A 17,305-nucleotide genomic window follows, 5' to 3' on the forward strand; every position below is an offset into this window, starting at 1 on the left:
CTGTAGTAAGGAGCTATGGCCTTGCCAGCGAAAGAACTGCCCGTCGTCATCCTCGACGGGTTCATGCCCACCGCTCAGCGCCTTGTTCTGAACCGGCGCGGCTCCACGGTGTGGGACATCGAGAGCGAGCGTGGCCGATACGCGGCGAAACTCGGGTATCCCAACGAGTCGAGCGAGGGCTCCCAGCCCTGGACGGCTCTCGCTCCCGCCAGGGAGGGGCACATCCTCAACGCGCTGAATGAGGAGCCCACGGCTTTCGGCGAGTGGGAGGAGGGGACCTGGAACGTTCAGCCCTGGCGGGAAGGCCCCAGCCTCTGGCAGCTCTGGGAGGGCTGCCGAGTGCCAGGCTCGACGATGGAGCCGCACCAGAGCGTCGCCCTCGCCTGCGCAGAGGTCATCGCCGAGCTGCACGGGAAGGGTTGGACACACTCCGACATCCAGCCCGCGCACCTCATCATCGGCCCCGAGCGGACGCACCTCATCGACCTCGCCCTGGCCCGAGGTGGCCGCGTATCCGCCGGCTTCGACTTCCCCTTCCGTGGATGTCTCGTGCACTACGAGGCCCCCGAGATCTCCCGCAGCGTGCTGGATACTGGCTGGGCCGAGCCGACGCAGGCGTCCGACGTCTACGCCTTCGGCGCTTCGCTGCTCATCTCCGCCACCGGGGCGCGGGCGGTTGAGTACCCAGACGACGCGCCTCGCCCGATGCAGCGTCAGGCCATCGTGGGCGGTCGGTTCCGGGACGTCACCATCTCTGGCCCGATGCGCAGCCTGGTGCGGGAGATGCTTCGGTACGACCCGAAGGACCGGCCCACGATCTACGAGGTTGGCAAGGCGCTGAGCTGACTGTGAGTATGCGACAAGAGAGCCCCCCGGCTGATGGCTGGGGGGCTCTGTCGTGGGCGTTAGTCGCCCGCCGGAGCGGCCTCGAACGGGTTCGTGTGTGCGCGCAGTCGCTGCGTGTTATCTTGAGTTCAGTTCGAGCGCGGCCCGCAACATCGGCCCGCTCGATGGCCCAGGGAGGCGCAGCCACTCCCGAGCCAAGTAGACCTGAGAGGCCCTATGAGCATCTGGGCTTAGGGAACCACGAATCCGCCAAACCGGGTTCTGTTGTCTGCGCAACGGGATTCGACCGGAAGAGATGCGCCGCCAAGCGTCTCTTCCAAGCCACCCATAGTTCGAGGTGGCCGGTCGAGTCTGCGTCGCTTCGTCCGGCACCTCCTTAAAGGCGAAGGACGCTCGAAGTGATGGTCAAAGTCGCGCTGGCAGTCTGTGTGAGCCTGGTGCTCTCCATGCTGATCGCCTTGGGCGCCGGCATTCTGCTGGGCACGGACAAGCGCACGGGCGTGATCTACGGGGCAAGGGCCCTGGTCGGCACCATGACCATCTGCCTAGCCGTGATCGGCGTGTTCCTGATGGCGCCCAGAAGTGACCCCTAGGGAAGAGCGGGCTCCTTGGGCGCATCCGAGGGGCCTTTATCCCTTGGGCGAGTTGGTGCGGGACATGCCCAGGTAGACCCGAAGGGCCGGCCCGCGATCTACAAGGTGGGCAAGACCCTGAACTGAGTACGCACGACGAATGCCGCCCCCAGCACAGGAGTTGGGGGCGTTCGCGCGTGAGCGATCAACGATCGGATCGTGCTAGCGTTCTTCCGCAGGCGATTGAGGGCGGACCGCCCCTGGCGGTCCAACGCAGTGGTCACAACCCTCCACTACGTGACGCGCCCTCTCTAGCCGAGGGGGCGTACCCTTCGCGGCTGCGCGATCCAAATTGAGCACGAGGGCGGGCCCAGTTGGCCCGCGCCATGCAAGTACTGAGCGGCGGGTTGACGCGGCAGAAGCTTGACCGACTCCTCCGGAGGATCACGTCCAGTGACGTGGTGCGGGAGGAGTCCGCCATCCATTGTGGGTGGCCAGGTCGAGGCTGCCGTTGGCTCGACCTGGCCACCCCTTCACTAGAAGGGGCTCGCCAATGAGCGCCAACCGCCAGAAGCTGATCGCCCTCGCGTTCGTAGTCCTGTCCGCCGGGCTTGTCGGTCTCGCATCCGGGGCGTTGCTCGCGCTGCTCGGCGCTTCCCTGCGGGACAGCGTGACAGGCGGCGCTGCGGCAGGCATGGCTGCCGCCATGTTCGGACTTGCGGCCGTCGCCATGTTTCGCTTCAGGGACGGCGATGACGGGAGGCCTCCTGGGACATCCGCGCCATAACTGCCGCACCAGGGGGCTCTCTCAATGCCTCAAGGCGGCAGCCCCGAAGGGCTGCCGCCAGGCGTCACTTACACAGGGCGTCCGGTCAGCTCGCCGAGCACGACGATCACCCGCTTCAGGGTGCCGGCGCTGTACGCGGCGAGGTCGGAGAGCAGTTTGATCTGCGCGGCCGTCTCCTCGGCCGTGGGAGCCTCCTTGGCGAAGTACGCCAGGCTCAGGTCGATCCGCTCGTCGAGGTAGGGGATCGCCTCCTCGGCCTCGCTCCTCAGACCGTCGAGCTGGGCGCGCTTCGCCTTGCCGGCGACCTCCTCGGCGTCGTACGGCCGGGAGTAGATGACGTTCGCGCTGTCCGTGCGCTCGTCGCGCCAGAAGTACAGCTCGCGCACGTCGTCGTAGAAGTCGAACCGGCCATCGGCCATCTCTGCGGGCGGGGCCTCACTCACGCTGCTTCATCCTCCAACTGGTCGTATCCGTCGATGTACTTGTCGCCGTTCAGGTGCGCGGCGAGCTTGCCGACACCGCGCTCGGCCCGGCGCTGTACCGTGCTCTTGTGGACCTCGAAGAGGCCGCCGATCTCCTCGTACGTCCAGTCCAAGCCGTAGCGCATGACGGTCGAGCGCTTCTCGTCGAGGCTCAGGTCCGCGGTGTCCCAACCCCGCCGTACGTCGGCGAGGTGAGCGGGGAAGCTGGACCCCCTTCTTCTTGTCGGTCTGCGCCTTGGGCATGTCGGCGTCGGGGGCCTGCTCGTTCTTCATCCCGTACGCGGCATCGGGGGCGAAGACGGCTGGGAGCGTGCGCTCGACCGTCGCGCGGTCGTATCCACCAACTCAGTACCCCTGCGCTTCGAGCTGGTCCTGGTTGACCTCCCAGGACTTGTGCTCGGAGCGGTGCTTCTGGGCGGTGAGGAACTTGTTGCCGATGCGCTGGACGAGCCAGCGGTTGAGCATGCCGGGGCCGCCAGCGAGGGCATGCCGGGCCGCAGCCGGCCGGGTGGCCAAGAACGCCACCGCCTCCTGGTAGGCGCTCGTCGCCTACCGCGAGGCGTACGAGGCGTACGAAGACATGCTGGCAGCCGGCATCGCCCGCGAGGTGGCGCGCATGGTCCTGTTCACCAGCTTCTACGTGACGTGCAACGCCCGCAGACTGATGCACTTCCTCGGACTGCGCACCAAGAGCAATGCCGCCACCTTCCCCAGCTTCCCGCAGCGTGAGATCGAGATGGTCGCCGAACTCATGGAAGACCACCTCGCCGAGCAGATGCCCCTCACCTACGGCGCGCACAACTCGACCGGCCGGGTGGCCCCGTCAGTAAGCCGCCCCAGGCCCGCCCTGAGTTCCTGATCGAGCGATACCCGACCCTCTTCAGCAGCGAGCGCGAGAAGGAGCTGCCCGCCTGGGCACAGATCAAGTTCGCCGACCTGCGTCTGCTACTTCTCCAGGAGGCCGGCAACTACGAGGCGTCCCTTGAAGAGATCGACCGCCTGGAGAGCGGGCACCACAACTGACGCACGAAAGCCCCGGCACCCCCGAAAGGGGGTAGCCGGGGTTTCGTCGTATCCACCCCCGTTCGGGGGTAGTGGTCAGTCGCTCACGTCACGCCACTCGATGGTGATGTGGTCGTCCACGGACATGGACGTGAGGTGCCGGCCCTTCGCCGGATTCAGGGTGACGATGCAGCAGAAGTCCACCCATGCCCGACGCGTCGGAAGCGGAAGAGTCGGCCACCCCTCAATCAGACCGGCTACCCCCTTCACCGGGTCGAGCGGAGGGATTCCGGCCGTGCTCACCAGCTCCGACTCGATGGTTTCGAGCTTCTTCTGGATTGCCTGAGACCCGGCGGTCATCTGGGACAGGCTGATCGCGCCCTCTGCGTAGGCCATAGCCAGCCCGTCGAGGCGTTCCCGGAGCTCCTTGGCCTGACTCTGGAGCTGGGCCCCTGACTGGCCCTCCTGGGCATTCTGAGTCTCCAGGATCTGCCCGAGGAAGTCGGGGAACATCAGCCGGGCCAGAGTCGCCTTGCTCGCGCGGTCGTCGGCGATGCTCCGGGGCGTGCGCGTGTGCGTGTCCTTGCACCCGTACACCGGGACGCCCCGGTAGCCCCGACCATTGACTGTGTCGGTGCAGCCGTCGTAACCGCATCCCCCGATGCCGGCGAGCAGAGTGCCCGGCGTCCGGCCGGTCCGCTTGCCCCCGGAGAACCGCTCCGGGCTGTTCAGGATCGCCAGCACTGAGTAGTGCACCTCGGGGTCGAGGATCGGAGGCCACTGCGCCTCGCCGATTACCTCGCCGTAGTACGTGGACATCCCGGCGTAGCGCGGGGACGTGAGCACCTTCTTCACGCCGCGCAGAGTCCACCCCTTGGCGCCCGTGACCTTGCTACGGGGCGACTGGAGCTTGGCCTCGTCCCACTTGCGCGCGACCGCCGTCAGGGACTCCCCGGCGAGGATCATCTGCGCGCCCTCAACGATGGCCGCAGCCTCGTCGGCGATGAGCGTCATGTGGTCGTCGCCGTAACCGAAGGGGCGGATGCCCGCGGTGTACGGGCGGCCCTGCTGGGCGGCCTGCTGGTTGGCCAGCTTCTGGCGCTCAGCCTTCTGCTCACCCTCGTACGTAGCCCAGGCCGTTACCGTGCGGGCGACAGCCCGACCGGCCGGAGTGGACAGGTCCAGGTGTCCGGCCATCACCGCGTGGACGTTGACGCCAAGCTCGATCACCTTCTCCAGGTCCTTCGTCACACGGATGAGCCGGTCCGTGTGCCAGCAGATGATCGCCTCCGGCTTGCTGGCGAGCATGGCCTCGAAGTCCGGGCGCACGACGTTCTTCTTCGTGGCGCTCAGGTCGTTGTCCGTCCACACGTGGCGGACCTCCATGCCGAGGTCGGCCGCGAGCTGGCGGCAGCTCTCTTCCTGCCGGGCGACGCCCTGCTCCTCGCCCGTGAGATCCTGGCTGATCCGAACGTAGATGTCGGCCCGGATCACAGGCCCTCCGTTGCTGCGCATGTTGCGCATGGTACCCCCAAGCTGTACCGCTGTTTCGGCATGGTCATGGGAAACCTCGCCATCACCTCGCACGGTGCCTGCATCGTCATCCCGGCCCCGGCCTTCGAGCCCGCCGCCGTGCTGGCCGCCGTCCAGCAGGAGCGCTGCACCTCGCTCTACGGCGTGCCCACCATGTTCATCGCGGAGCTCGGTCTGCCCGGCTTCGCCTCGTACGACCTCTCCTCGCTGCGGACCGGGATCATGGCCGGATCGCCGTGTCCCGTCGAGGTGATGAAGCGGGTCGTCGCCGAGATGCACATGGAGGAGGTGTCCATCTGCTACGGGATGACGGAGACCTCCCCGGTCTCCACCCAGACCCGCATGGACGACGACCTGGAGCGCCGCACCGGGACCGTCGGGCGCGTGATGCCGCACCTCGAGGTGAAAGTCGTCGACCCGGCGACCGGAGTGACCCTGCCGCGCGGTGAGCCGGGTGAACTGTGCACCCGGGGCTACAGCGTGATGCTCGGTTACTGGGAACAGCCCGAGCGGACGGCCGAAGTGATCGACGCGGGACGCTGGATGCACACCGGTGATCTCGCGGTGATGCGGGAGGACGGTTACGTCCAGATCGTCGGCCGGATCAAGGACGTGATCATCCGCGGGGGCGAGAACGTCTATCCGCGTGAGATCGAGGAGTTCCTCTACAGCCATCCGAAGATCGCGGACGTCCAGGTGGTCGGGGTGCCGGACGCGAGGTACGGCGAGGAGATCCTGGCCTGTGTCATTCCGCGTGACCCGGCCGACCCTCCGACGCTGGAGGAGCTGAAGGCCTACTGTCACGAGCGGCTGGCGCACTACAAGATCCCGCGCGGGCTGCGGATTCTGGACGCCTTCCCGATGACCGTCAGCGGCAAGGTCCGCAAGGTCGAACTCCGGGAGGGGTACGGCGCGTAGACCGGGCCGGGCGGTGGCCGGTCAGGCGGCTTCGGTGACGCCGGAGCCCAGGCCCTGGGTGGCCGCCGCCCACTCGATGAGCAGGACCTCGTACGCCGCGGCCTCCACAGGGGTCCAGTCCTGTCCGGCCCGCTCGTCCACGAGTGCGCGGATCGCCTCGTTCGCCTCGACGGCGGACGGGTGGGCGGGCTGGGTCAGGAATACGTGCGTGGAGTGGGTGGGATGCCGAGGAGTTAAGACCATGCCTTCACTCTACGTCCTCATACTGACAACGCCCCGAACATATGCGTCCGGCAGGGCACAGGTGACCGAAATCATGCGGTGTCAGGGACCGGCGCTGATCAATTCGTCGGCGGGGCCGTTCACCGGCTGCGGCGTACCGGTGAGGTCGAGGACGAACAGCGGGATGGCGAGGCCGTCCGCGCGTGAGCGGGCCTCGTCGGTGTAGCCGGCCAGCGAGAAGAGCACGCCGGACACCGAGGAGTTGAGCGCGTTGAGCCAGAGGCACTCGACGTCCCGCAGGGCCGTGGGCCGGGTGGTGGCGTCGACCTGCGCGATGAGGCCGGCGGCGCGGAGGTCGATCCGGGAGCTCGGCCGCACCTCGGGCTGGACGACGTCGCGGTAGCCCAGCCACCGTAGATACAGCGCCGCGGTGCTCACCGCGTCGCGCGCCGTGCGTATCACCAAGGGCCGGAACGACGGCCTCGGATGGGCGGCGGTCCGCGGCAGCGGTATGTGCGAGGGCCCGGTCCGGCCGGCGTCGGGCTGCGTGATCCCGCGCGTGGCCACCGGGCGCACGGGTATGCGCAGCACCGCGCCGCAGGGGCAGCAGAGTTCGGGGTGCGGCCACTGGTCGCGCCGCCCGCAGGAGTGGCAGCGCACGCTCACCCAGTCGTCGTTCCAGGTGCGGTGCGTGATGGGCACCGCCGGGGCGCCGCGCATCAGCGGCGGGGCGGTCGGGGAGCCGCACGGGCAGGGATACACCGGAGTGATGTACGCGTGTTCCCGGCGGCAGACCGGGCAGCGCACGGGCACGGACTCCACGTATGGCCCCCCTCCTCCAGCCGCTCCCCGCGGCGACTGCGTTCCGTACCCCATCGTCCACCAAGAGCGATGCCCTGGGGAGGAACTCGGCGCACTTCGCGGTCATATCTTCGCCCGCACCCTCCCTGTGCCCGTCCCGCGTTCCGCCCCGCGTCCTCCCCGCCGTCCCGCGCTCCCTTGACGGCCGTTCGGGGTCGCCCTAAATTGATTCCGTATAGCAGAACAAAACTTCCGTAATGCGGAATTGGTGCTCTCAGGTGGCGCGACAGAGCCCGAATCCACCAGGTCCGAGCAGGAGCACTCAATGCCTCGTATGACCGCTGCCCGAGCGGCAGTTGAGATCCTCAAGCGCGAAGGCGTCAGTAACGCGTTCGGTGTGCCGGGTGCGGCGATCAACCCGTTCTACGCGGCTCTCAAGGCCTCCGGCGGGGTGCACCACACCCTCGCCCGCCATGTAGAGGGCGCCTCCCACATGGCCGAGGGCTACACCCGTGCCGCGGCCGGGAACATCGGCGTCTGCATCGGTACGTCGGGGCCCGCGGGCACCGACATGATCACCGGCCTCTACTCCGCCATCGCCGACTCGATCCCGATCCTCTGCATCACCGGCCAGGCCCCGACGGCCGTCCTGCACAAGGAGGACTTCCAGGCCGTCGACATCGCGTCGATCGCGGCCCCGGTGACCAAGGCCGCGACCACCGTCCTGGAGGCCGCGCAGGTCCCCGGTGTCTTCCAGCAGGCCTTCCACCTGATGCGCACAGGCCGGCCGGGACCGGTCCTCATCGACCTGCCGATCGACGTGCAGCTCACCGAGATCGAGTTCGACCCCGAGCTCTACGAGCCGCTGCCCGTCCACAAGCCCGCCGCGAGCCGCAAGCAGATCGAGCGGGCCGTCGAGATGCTGAACGCGTCCGAGCGCCCCCTGCTCGTCGCCGGCGGCGGCATCATCAACGCCGACGCGTCGCACCTCCTGGTGGAGTTCGCCGAGCTGACCGGCGTCCCGGTCGTCCCCACCCTGATGGGCTGGGGCATCCTCCCGGACGACCACGAGCTCAACGCGGGCATGGTCGGCCTCCAGACCTCGCACCGCTACGGCAACGCGAACTTCCTGGAGTCCGACTTCGTCCTCGGCATCGGCAACCGCTGGGCCAACCGCCACACCGGCAAGCTGGACGTCTACACCAAGGGCCGCACCTTCGTCCACGTCGACATCGAGCCCACCCAGCTCGGCAAGATCTTCGCCCCGGACCTCGGCATCGCCTCGGACGCGAAGGCGGCCCTGGAGCTCTTCGTCGAGGTGGCGCGCGAGCTGAAGGCGGCGGGGAAGCTGAAGGACCGCGCGCGGTGGGCCGCGTCCACCCAGGAGCGCAGGGCCACCCTCCAGCGCCGCACGCACTTCGACAACGTGCCGCTGAAGCCGCAGCGGGTGTACGAGGAGATGAACCGGGCGTTCGGCCCCGAGACCCGGTACGTCACCACCATCGGCCTCTCCCAGATCGCGGGCGCGCAGATGCTGCACGTCTACCGGCCGCGCCACTGGATCAACTGCGGCCAGGCGGGGCCACTGGGCTGGACCATCCCGGCCGCGCTGGGCGTCGCCACCGCCGACCCGGACGGCTCGGTCGTCGCCCTCTCCGGCGACTACGACTTCCAGTTCATGCTGGAGGAGCTCGCGGTGGGCGCGCAGCACCGCATCCCGTACGTCCACGTGCTGGTGAACAACTCCTACCTGGGGCTCATCCGGCAGGCGCAGCGCAACTTCGACATCGACTTCCAGGTCAACCTGGAGTTCGAGAACCTCAACTCCCCGGAGCTGGGCGTCTACGGCGTCGACCACGTCAAGGTCGTCGAGGGCCTCGGCTGCAAGGCGATCCGCGTCACCGAGCCCGACCAGCTTCTGCCCGCCTTCGAGGAGGCCAAGAAGCTCGCGGCGGAGCACCGGGTGCCGGTGGTGGTCGAGGCGGTCCTGGAGCGCGTCACCAACATCTCGATGAGCGGCTCGGACATCGCGTCCGTCAACGAGTTCGAGGACGTGGCCTCCGAGCCGGGCCACGCCCCGACGGCGATCCGGCCGTTCGCGGAGGCCTGAGCCCGGAGGGGCTGCGGTCGTGTTCCCGGAGAGCACCTGCGGAGGCCCGTAGGTGCTCTTCGGGCCTGTGCCCTGGGGTGATTCGAACCTGCGGCACCCGCTTTAGGAGTGGGATCGAATCCTTGCCGGGGGGTGCTCTACCGTGTCGCAGGATGTTGCTCTGCCTGATCAGCGCCCTCTGGCGTCGTACACCATCCGGCTCCTGACGCCCTGTGCCGGACCAGATCAGGAACCTGCGGTGGGCCGTGGACTTCGATATCGGCGGCTCCGGACGAACTGGTTCCGACCATTCGCTTGGCAGCAGTTGACAGTAGGGATCGATGAGAACCACCCGCACGAGATGGGTGCGCTGTCACGACTGGTTCTCAAAGCAGGTGCAGATTGGGGGCCTGTGCGGCACCCGTGTACTCGGCCATCGTCACGACCGTTACGCCGGCGTCTTCGAGTGTCTCGGTTCCGTTCGCGCCGGCGACGAAGGTGTCTGGCTCGTTCCAGGCCGTGACGACGCGCCGCAAGCCGGACTCCTTCACGAGCTGGGCGCACGGGCGAGGGCGGGATGCCCTCCTCGCGCACGGTTCCAGGGAACTGTAGATCGTGGCGGTTGCTAGGCGAGGATCTTGGGGCGGCAGCTTGGCGAGAGCGCCTTCCTCGGCGTGGTCGTGCGGATCGTTCTCCCGGGAGTAGCCGCGTGAGAGCTCGGTTCCGTCGGCGGCGACGATCACCGCACCCACGCTGAACGCGGTTTTCGAGGGCGGGCACAGGGTGGCCAGCTCGCAGGCTCGGGCGAGCCATCCGCCGTCGGCGTCGTTCGGCTCGCGGCCTGTGCCCGGGGTGCCGATTGAGGGCGGCGTCGTACTCATCGTGGCTCCGTCGAGGTGTCCTTGGGGGCGTACCTCAGGAGTACCACGTCGTCGATCTGGCGTGTCTCCAGCAGCCGCAGGCGCGCGGCAGGGCCGCCGGGGTAGGCAGCCGGGCCGAGCATGCGTACCGCGTCCGGCTGGCCGACGAGCAGCGGGGCGACTACGAGTTGCAGTTCGTCGGCCAGTCCCGCCGACAGGAGTTGGGTGTGGACTGTGCCGCCGCCCTCCACCATGAGCCGCTTGACGCCATACACATCTCCTAGGGCATCGAGAGCACCTGACCACACTGCCTCTGTGGGCACGGTATGGACCGTCGCCAGGTCGCCGAGGTTGGCTTGGGCCTTGCTGGTGGCCGCGTCGCCGGCGGCCAGGACGAGCTTGTCTCCGCCGTGGTGCCAGAACTTCCAGCCCGGGTCAAGGTCTCCCGTGGCCGTGACGGTGACCTTCAGGGGGTACTCCGACTGACCGGAAGCCAGCCGGTCCGCCCTGCGCTGTGCCGAGTTGACCAGCAGACGGGGGTTGTCCGCTCGCAGGGTCCCGGCGCCGACGAGAATGGCGTCGACGCCGGCTCGTACGGAATCGACCCGGTCGAAGTCCGCCTTGTTGGACAGCATGAGCCGGTCCTCGCCCGGGCGGGTGTCGAGGTGGCCGTCGATCGATACCGCTGCGGACAGCAGGACGTACGGGCGTGCCATGGGAGTCTCCCGGATTCAGGCGCCGATGGGTCAGGCAGGGTGCAGGACGATGCGGTCGAGCGCGGCTCGGAACTCGTCGACGCCGTCCTCTCCAGCTGCGGGGGCCAAGGCCACATCGAGCCGGTCGAGCTGGTTGTAGATGCGCGCGGAGCCGGTCTCGGCGGCGATCCCCACGGCCTGTACGCCGATTCGAGCAGCCAGGGTCACGTTGCCCGCTCCCGAGTGCGCACGAGCAGCACGGGCCAGGTAGACCCCGCGGTCCCGTCGGTAGACGGCCGGAAGCCCTGCGATGGCGTTGTCGAAGCCGATCGCCGCCTGGTCGTAGTCGCCCAGGGTGGCAAGGGAGCGGGCGCGGGCGGTATCGATGTATGCCGTATCGAGCCAGGAGCCCCACACTGAGTCGGCGTCCGCGCGGTCAAGAAGCATGAACGCGGCGTCGTAGGCCCTCTGCGCTTCGTCGCCTTCGCCCAGCACGGCATGAGCATGAGCTTCGTGAAGGACCGCGATCACTTCGAGGCGGCTTCCGGAAGGAGCAGTACGCCGGGCGGCGGCTGCGAGCCCGAGTGCGTCGGCTGCGTACCCAGTGTCGACCGCGAGTTGAGCCTTGCGCCCGAGGATGTAAGCGGTCAGAGCGGCGTCGCCGGTGATGTGTGAGGCGTCGAGAGCCTTGGCGGTGTAGCCGTCGGCGGCGCGGTCGTCACCGATGTCGTGGGCGAACCAGCCCGCCAGTTCCTCGTACCGCGTCTCCAGAGCGAGGAGCCTGATGGCGTCAGTGCCACGAGCGGCTCGGCGTCGGGAGGCGAGAGAGACGAGGTGCTGTTGCAACGCGGGTAGCAGGTGCCGAGGGCCGATTAGGTTGTCCGTCTGGATCATGACTCGACGAAGCTGGGAGAAGTGCTCCAGGGGAGAACCCATGTCGGCGAGTTCGTCAGCGGCTGCCGCTCTCACGGGAAGAGCCGCTGAGGCCAGGCCGGCAAGCCCGGAGGCAAGAACAACGCGGCGGGGCACGGGCACGAAGAGGATCCTTCCGTTGATACGAGCTGGTACGACGACCAGGTCCGTGTCGCCCTCGCCTAAGCCTGCCTGTTCGAAGGGACCCAGAGCCAGGGGCTCCGGCGGGATGGCCCCATGCCCCCTTGGCGTGGCCCCATGAACGAATCCCTCGACTTTGGACACCGAAGCGGCCCGGTTCCTCCGGGCTTCGAGTTCTGCCCTGTCCCAACCCCGCGCCAGCGCGCCAGCGGCGTCCAGGGCCTCGTCGAGGCGCACGGCGGCGGAGCGTGGAACGGGACGCTCAGCACGCTCGAAGCGCGCAATATGGGAGCGGTCGATCAGCGCCTTTCGTGCGAGGACTTGCTGAGCGAGTCCGCGGGCCTCGCGGAACTGACGTAGCTCATATCCCCAGCGGTGCCACGGACCGGCATCGGGCGTCAGTTCGTTCGGCCGTTGCCCCATATGTTTCTCCTCTCTCGCTGTGATGCATTGTCGAGCGTGGACCGAACAATGAGGTCGGGCCGGACTCAATGGGGCGCGTGGGGCCAACAAGCGGGGCCCCACGCAGGGCCTCCCGGTGGGACTGCCCATCGATTTCACTATGGGCACGAGTCGTTCACACGCTATCCGAACGACCCAAGCGGCGACCCCTCCTCTCATCACGATGAGTGATCGCTCAGTGGCCGATCGATCAAATTGCTCAACTCTGGAGGTTTGCCATGCCCCACGAACACTCCCGGAGGAGCCGACTCGCGTTGGCGGATACGCCCAATGCCGTCGCTCTGGCACGGCTGCACACTGCCGATGTTCTTTCGGGCTGGGGCGTCTCCTCCGACATCGTCGAGACGGCGAAGCTCCTGGTGTCCGAGCTGGCGACCAACGCCGTGCGGCACTCGGAGGAAGGCCAGGCACCCGCGCTTCCGCTTGCGTCGCAGAGCACCGTGCAGACCTTCGAGCTGCTGCTGGAAGCCCTGCCGGGCGTCGTCAGGCTTTCGGTGTGGGACCGCGATGTGAGGCCGCCCGTTCTGAAGGAGGTCGGCGTCGATGCGGCGGGTGGGCGCGGGATCTTCATCGTGGCGGCGATGAGCCGGGACTGGGGTTGCTACCCGGCCCGTGGCCTGCCGGGCAAGGTGGTGTGGGCGGAGATCGCCCTCGCGTCCGCGAGCCCGGGTGGCGACCGTGACGCTTCGGCGTCGTCCCCGGGCCGGTGTGCAACGGCTGACCTCCGTGCGTCCGGGTACGCACGGGCCGACCCGAACTTGATCGGTCGCGTACTCGTCGGCATCGAAGAACTCTGAGCGCGCCGACCGAATGCCCTCCGCCCGCTCAGATCGCTGCCCGTGGCTCCGTACGGAAGTCGCCGAGTCAGGGCCTTGCGGGATGCGACTGGAGCGAGTGAACCACTGACAGGTGCTGGACCTACCCCTACGAGGACAATCCGATGACGAATTCGCTGACGACCGCGGCGGCCACGACTCGCGCACTGAAGCTGGTCCTGGTGTACGCCGGTCTCGGCTTCGAGCTGGAGGAAGGCGGCGCGCCGGGTGGCTGCCGCCTACGGTTGACCCCCTCGGCCGCCCACCCCTGGACGCGCGGAAACGTGCGGGCCCACCTACTCGCCGAAGGCATCGCCGCAGAGGTGGCACGTTTTGAACAGCCTCTGTCCTGCCCCGGCCACGAGCTGCTTCTCCTCCTTCCCTCGGAACAGGAAGTCCGGTCTCTTGGGCGGCTGCTCGAGGCCCGTCTCACCGAGGTGCAGAACGCGGCATTGCAGCTGGATCGCGCGCTGGCGAGCATCGGCGTCGAGCGGCGCCTGGACATCCAGACCATGGGGGAGCGGGCCCTCATCGACATCGGCGTGTTCGATACGGGCGCGGCCACGCAGCTGTACCGCGGTCTCGGCGGTGACGATGCGGTTCTGCGTGGCCTCGACCTGGGGGACTGGCACGACCACGAGCGGTTCGCCCGGGAACTGGAGCGGGTGATCTCCGCGACCGGCCAGGTGACGCTGATCGAGTCGGTGCCCACCTGCGGACATTGTCGGAGCCGGCACGGTGGCAACCGCATCCGTTTCGACTACCTGGATGCCGACGACGCGCTGCTCCTCGCGGACACCTTGCTCCGGACCGCCGCATCGACAGGCTCGGCCCAGGTCCCACGACACCTGCCGGCGCGGACGCGACCGTAGCGGCGGTGGCGTCTGTGCGGCCGGCGAAGTCAGGCAACCTGGGGAGTGATGCTCACCGCGCGGTAGTCGTAGCCGTCCTGCTTGAAGCCGGGTGCTTCCCAGGTGAGATCGACCTTCTGCCCCGGTGACAGCGCGCGGAAGCCGGGCGCCTGAATGTCGGAGTAGTGGCCGAAGCACCCTCCGGGAGTCTCGGGTGAGTCGAGGACGCCCCACCCCTCCTCATCGCTCCACTCGCGCACAGTCGCGGTCACGACTGCCGTCTCCTTGCGGAGCCTTCCGTGACGCCCCATGTGCCGCTCCCTTCGCTCATGGCCGCAGGAGGCGGTCACACGGTGATCATTCCAACTCCTCTGTCGTCGCGGGGCCCATTTCTTCGGCCCAGCGTCGACTCCAGGCATCCAAAGGGCTCAGCGCCTCGACGAGATCCCGGTCCTGGGGTGCTCGCTTCCCCGCACGGTGACTCCGGTCCGCGCACCCGTAGCGCGCGTCAAAGGGCAGCGCGTGAAAAGGGCGTGGAGTACGGGACCGTATCCGCACTCCACGCCCTGGTTCAGGGAAAACAGGGCCGCGGCGGTAGAGCGAAGGGGAGCGCCCGGGCCTTCAGGTCAGGTGACCGGGCCGCCCGCCCGCGTACCACCGCACTGGCATCGCGCCACCGCCGCGGCCTCGTCCTGCCCGCACCGCGTGCAACCCCTCATCCGGGTGGACGCGTCGGTGCGGGCAGGGCCTGGGAGAGGCTCAGTCCTCGCGCAGGGCGCGGACGGCCTCCTCCACGCGCTTGCCGTAGTCGGCGTCCGCGGCGTGGAAGTGGGCGAGGTTCTTCTCGATCACGTCGTCACGGGTGACCTGCGAGAGGCCGCCCGCGATGTTGGCGATCAGACGGTCCTTCTCGTCGGCCGACATCAGCCGGTAGAGCTCGCCCGCCTGGAAGAAGTCGTCGTCCTTCGTGTGGGCCGGCGCCTCGTGCGTACCCGTCCAGCCGTGCACCTGGAGCGGCGCGGCCAGTGCCTGGCCCGTCTGGGCGGGGCCCGCGTACGAGTTGGGCTCGTAGTTCTTGTCCTGGCGCGAGCCGTAGCGCGTCGCGTGCAGACCGTCGCGCCCGTAGTTGTCGGCGGTGGCCGCCCTAGGCGCGTTGACCGGGAGCTGGGTGTGGTTGATGCCCAGCCGGTAGCGCTGCGCGTCGGCGTAGGCGAACAGGCGGCCCTGGAGCATCTTGTCCGGGGACGGGCCGATGCCGGGCACGAAGTTGTTCGGCGAGAACGCCGCCTGCTCGACCTCGGCGAAGACGTTGTCCGGGTTGCGGTCCAGCACCAGGCGGCCGACCCGCTGGAGCGGGTAGTCGCTGTGCGGCCACACCTTCGTCACGTCGAACGGGTTGAAGCGGTACTCCGCCGCCTCGGCGGCCGGCATGATCTGCACGTGGAGCGTCCAGGACGGGTTCATGCCGCGCTCGATGGCCTGGAGCAGGTCCGTCTGGTGGGAGTTGGCGTCCTTGCCGACCTGTTCGGCGGCCTGTGCGGCGGAGAGGGAGCGCACGCCCTGGTTCGTCTTGAAGTGGTACTTGACGAAGAAGGCCTCGCCCTTTGCGTTCGTCCACTGGTAGGTGTGCGAGCCGAAGCCGTTCATGTGGCGGTAGGACGCGGGAATCCCGCGGTCACCCATCAGCCAGGTGATCTGGTGCGTCGACTCGGGGGAGTTCGCCCAGAAGTCCCAGACGTTGTCCGGCTCCTGGCGGCCCGTGAAGGGGTCGCGCTTCTGGGAGTGGATGAAGTCGGGGAACTTGATCGGGTCCTTGATGAAGAACACCGGGGTGTTGTTGCCCACGAGGTCGTAGTTGCCCTCGTTCGTATAGAACTTGAGGGCGAATCCGCGGGGGTCGCGCACCGCGTCCGCGCCGCCCAGTGAGTCGGCGACCGTGGAGAAGCGGATGAACGTCTCGGTGCGGCGGCCCACCTCGGAGAGGAAGTCGGCGCGGGTGAAGCCGGTGACGTCGTCCGTCACCTCGAAGTAGCCGTACGCCCCGGAGCCGCGGGCGTGGACGACGCGCTCCGGGATGCGCTCACGGTTGAAGCGGGCGAGCTTCTCCAGCAGGTGCTGGTCCTGGAGGAGGATCGGCCCGCCGGCGCCGGCCGTGGCGGAGTTCTGGTTGTCGGCGACCGGGGCGCCTGACTCGGTCGTGAGCACACGCTGGGACATGGAGGCCTTCCGTACGGGGCTGCTGACGGCCTCAGGAGCGTAGGTTCGCCGGGATCGGCGCGTCAACAGTTTGTTGAAATTGGAGGAGTGGGTTCCGGGTCGCGGCGGCGCCTGGGCGCGACAGGACAGGTGTCAGCGCCGCCGCGACCCGGAGTTCGGGGGCCCTGGAGGGCCGGGGGTGTCAGACCTGGGGGCCGGAGAGCCGCTCGACGGAGCGCAGCAGCGCCGAGTGGTCGAGTCCGCCGTCGCCCTGCGCGCGCAGGGACGCGACCAGCTGGGCCACGACCCCGCCGACCGGCAGCGCGGCGCCGACGTTGCGGGCGGCGTCCGTCACGATGCCCATGTCCTTGTGGTGCAGGTCGATCCGGAAGCCCGGAGCGAAGTCCCGCTTGAGGAAGTTGTCCTTCTTGCGGGTCAGGACCGTGGAGCCGGCGAGCCCGCCGTTCAGTACGTCGAGCGCGGCGGCCAGGTCGACCCCGGACTTCTCCAGGAAGACGACGGCCTCGGCGCAGGCCTGGATGTTGACCGCGACGATCAGCTGGTTGGCGGCCTTCACCGTCTGGCCGGAGCCGTGCGGACCGCAGAGCACGATGGTCTTCCCGAGCGCGTCGAGCAGCGGCCTCGCGGCGTCGAAGTCGGTCTGCTCGCCGCCGACCATGATGGACAGGACGGCCTCGATCGCACCGGCCTCACCGCCGGACACGGGGGCGTCCAGCACGCGGATGCCCTTCTCCTTCGCGCTCGCGGCGAGGTCGACGGAGGTCTGCGGGGTGATCGAGGACATGTCGATCAGCAGGGCGCCCTTGCGGGCGTTCTCCAGGATGCCGTCGGGACCGTAGGCGATGGCCTCGACCTGCGGGGACGCCGGGACCATCGTGATGACGACGTCGGCGTCGCGCACCGCCTCCGCGATCGAGGCGGCACCCCGGCCGCCCGCCGCGACGAGCCGGTCGATCTTGTCCTGCTCCAGGGTGTAACCGGTCACCTGGTAACCGGCCTTGACCAGGTTCTCGGACATGGGGGAGCCCATGATGCCGAGCCCGATCCAGGCGACCTTGGGGAGGTTGCTGCTCATGAGGGTGCCTTCCGGTAAGCGTGTG

17 protein-coding genes and 2 pseudogenes are annotated in these 17,305 nt (G+C 68.5%); 8 read left to right on the forward strand and 11 right to left on the reverse strand.

All coding sequences use genetic code 11. The features are described 5' to 3' along the window. Positions 1–15 precede the first annotated feature (15 nt). From ACWCQM_RS15060 to ACWCQM_RS15070, 3 genes are all read left to right on the forward strand, one after another. Positions 16–846, forward strand: a complete 831-nt coding sequence (locus ACWCQM_RS15060) for a protein kinase domain-containing protein (RefSeq protein WP_450915725.1) — start codon at positions 16–18, stop codon at positions 844–846. Between the two features lie 398 nt (positions 847–1,244). Next, positions 1,245–1,439 (forward strand): hypothetical protein, encoded by a 195-nt coding sequence (locus ACWCQM_RS15065; RefSeq protein ID WP_450915726.1) that lies wholly within the window; start codon positions 1,245–1,247, stop codon positions 1,437–1,439. A 532-nt stretch (positions 1,440–1,971) separates the two neighbouring features. Continuing rightward, positions 1,972–2,205, forward strand: coding sequence for a hypothetical protein (locus ACWCQM_RS15070; RefSeq protein ID WP_450915727.1), 234 nt, complete (start codon positions 1,972–1,974; stop codon positions 2,203–2,205). Positions 2,206–2,273: 68 nt separating this feature from the next. On the opposite strand, the gene ACWCQM_RS15075 is transcribed toward ACWCQM_RS15070, so the two are convergent. From ACWCQM_RS15075 to ACWCQM_RS15085, 3 genes are all read right to left on the reverse strand, one after another. After that, a complete protein-coding gene (locus ACWCQM_RS15075) occupies positions 2,274–2,648 on the reverse strand; it encodes a hypothetical protein (RefSeq protein WP_450915728.1) in 375 nt (124 codons plus the stop codon). Further along, complete coding sequence (locus tag ACWCQM_RS15080; protein WP_450915729.1) at positions 2,645–2,812, reverse strand: hypothetical protein; 168 nt, start codon at positions 2,810–2,812, stop codon at positions 2,645–2,647. The genes ACWCQM_RS15075 and ACWCQM_RS15080 overlap by 4 nt, the downstream gene beginning before the upstream one ends. A gap of 220 nt (positions 2,813–3,032) precedes the next feature. Further along, positions 3,033–3,203: a hypothetical protein gene (locus ACWCQM_RS15085; RefSeq protein ID WP_450915730.1), complete on the reverse strand. Its 171-nt coding sequence runs from the start codon at positions 3,201–3,203 to the stop codon at positions 3,033–3,035. Positions 3,204–3,234: 31 nt separating this feature from the next. On the opposite strand from ACWCQM_RS15085, the pseudogene ACWCQM_RS15090 reads away from it, so the two are divergent. After that, positions 3,235–3,546, forward strand: a pseudogene (locus ACWCQM_RS15090) (FAD-dependent thymidylate synthase); the annotation flags it as partial. Positions 3,547–3,785: 239 nt separating this feature from the next. Here ACWCQM_RS15090 and ACWCQM_RS15095 read toward each other — a convergent pair. Then, entirely contained in the window at positions 3,786–5,204 is a 1,419-nt protein-coding gene (locus ACWCQM_RS15095; RefSeq protein WP_450915731.1) for a recombinase family protein, read from the reverse strand. Here ACWCQM_RS15095 and ACWCQM_RS15100 point away from each other — a divergent pair. Further along, on the forward strand, positions 5,148–6,140 hold the full coding sequence (locus tag ACWCQM_RS15100; RefSeq protein ID WP_450915871.1) for an AMP-binding protein: 993 nt from the start codon (positions 5,148–5,150) through the stop codon (positions 6,138–6,140). The genes ACWCQM_RS15095 and ACWCQM_RS15100 overlap by 57 nt on opposite strands. A gap of 21 nt (positions 6,141–6,161) precedes the next feature. Here ACWCQM_RS15100 and ACWCQM_RS15105 read toward each other — a convergent pair whose 3' ends face one another. Next, positions 6,162–6,383, reverse strand: a complete 222-nt coding sequence (locus ACWCQM_RS15105; RefSeq protein ID WP_450915732.1) for a hypothetical protein — start codon at positions 6,381–6,383, stop codon at positions 6,162–6,164. Between the two features lie 81 nt (positions 6,384–6,464). Beyond that, positions 6,465–7,184, reverse strand: a complete 720-nt coding sequence (locus tag ACWCQM_RS15110; protein WP_450915733.1) for a hypothetical protein — start codon at positions 7,182–7,184, stop codon at positions 6,465–6,467. 313 nt (positions 7,185–7,497) lie between these two features. Here ACWCQM_RS15110 and gcl point away from each other — a divergent pair, with 313 nt between their 5' ends. Further along, positions 7,498–9,273, forward strand: a complete 1,776-nt coding sequence (gene gcl / locus ACWCQM_RS15115) for a glyoxylate carboligase (protein WP_450915734.1) — start codon at positions 7,498–7,500, stop codon at positions 9,271–9,273. A 365-nt stretch (positions 9,274–9,638) separates the two neighbouring features. Here the strand turns inward: gcl and ACWCQM_RS15120 are convergent. Both ACWCQM_RS15120 and ACWCQM_RS15125 read right to left on the reverse strand, forming a co-directional pair. Continuing rightward, positions 9,639–10,828: pseudogene (locus ACWCQM_RS15120) on the reverse strand (dihydrofolate reductase family protein). A gap of 30 nt (positions 10,829–10,858) precedes the next feature. Beyond that, positions 10,859–12,481, reverse strand: coding sequence for a helix-turn-helix domain-containing protein (locus ACWCQM_RS15125; RefSeq protein ID WP_450915735.1), 1,623 nt, complete (start codon positions 12,479–12,481; stop codon positions 10,859–10,861). An 8-nt stretch (positions 12,482–12,489) separates the two neighbouring features. On the opposite strand from ACWCQM_RS15125, the gene ACWCQM_RS15130 reads away from it, so the two are divergent. Continuing rightward, positions 12,490–13,119 carry an ATP-binding protein gene (locus tag ACWCQM_RS15130; RefSeq protein ID WP_450915736.1) on the forward strand — a complete coding sequence of 210 codons (630 nt, stop codon included), beginning with the start codon at positions 12,490–12,492 and terminating at the stop codon, positions 13,117–13,119. Positions 13,120–13,262: 143 nt separating this feature from the next. Next, complete coding sequence (locus ACWCQM_RS15135) at positions 13,263–14,009, forward strand: hypothetical protein (protein WP_450915737.1); 747 nt, start codon at positions 13,263–13,265, stop codon at positions 14,007–14,009. Between the two features lie 29 nt (positions 14,010–14,038). Here ACWCQM_RS15135 and ACWCQM_RS15140 read toward each other — a convergent pair whose 3' ends face one another. The 3 genes from ACWCQM_RS15140 to ACWCQM_RS15150 all read right to left on the reverse strand — a co-directional run bounded on the left by ACWCQM_RS15140 (position 14,039) and on the right by ACWCQM_RS15150 (position 17,280). Further along, a complete protein-coding gene (locus tag ACWCQM_RS15140; RefSeq protein WP_450915738.1) occupies positions 14,039–14,299 on the reverse strand; it encodes a cold-shock protein in 261 nt (86 codons plus the stop codon). Positions 14,300–14,747: 448 nt separating this feature from the next. Continuing rightward, a complete protein-coding gene (locus ACWCQM_RS15145; protein WP_450915739.1) occupies positions 14,748–16,205 on the reverse strand; it encodes a catalase in 1,458 nt (485 codons plus the stop codon). A 181-nt stretch (positions 16,206–16,386) separates the two neighbouring features. After that, positions 16,387–17,280 carry a 2-hydroxy-3-oxopropionate reductase gene (locus tag ACWCQM_RS15150; protein ID WP_450915740.1) on the reverse strand — a complete coding sequence of 298 codons (894 nt, stop codon included), beginning with the start codon at positions 17,278–17,280 and terminating at the stop codon, positions 16,387–16,389. Positions 17,281–17,305: the final 25 nt, after the last annotated feature.

It is taken from the genome of Streptomyces sp. NPDC002125 (genome assembly GCF_053593715.1).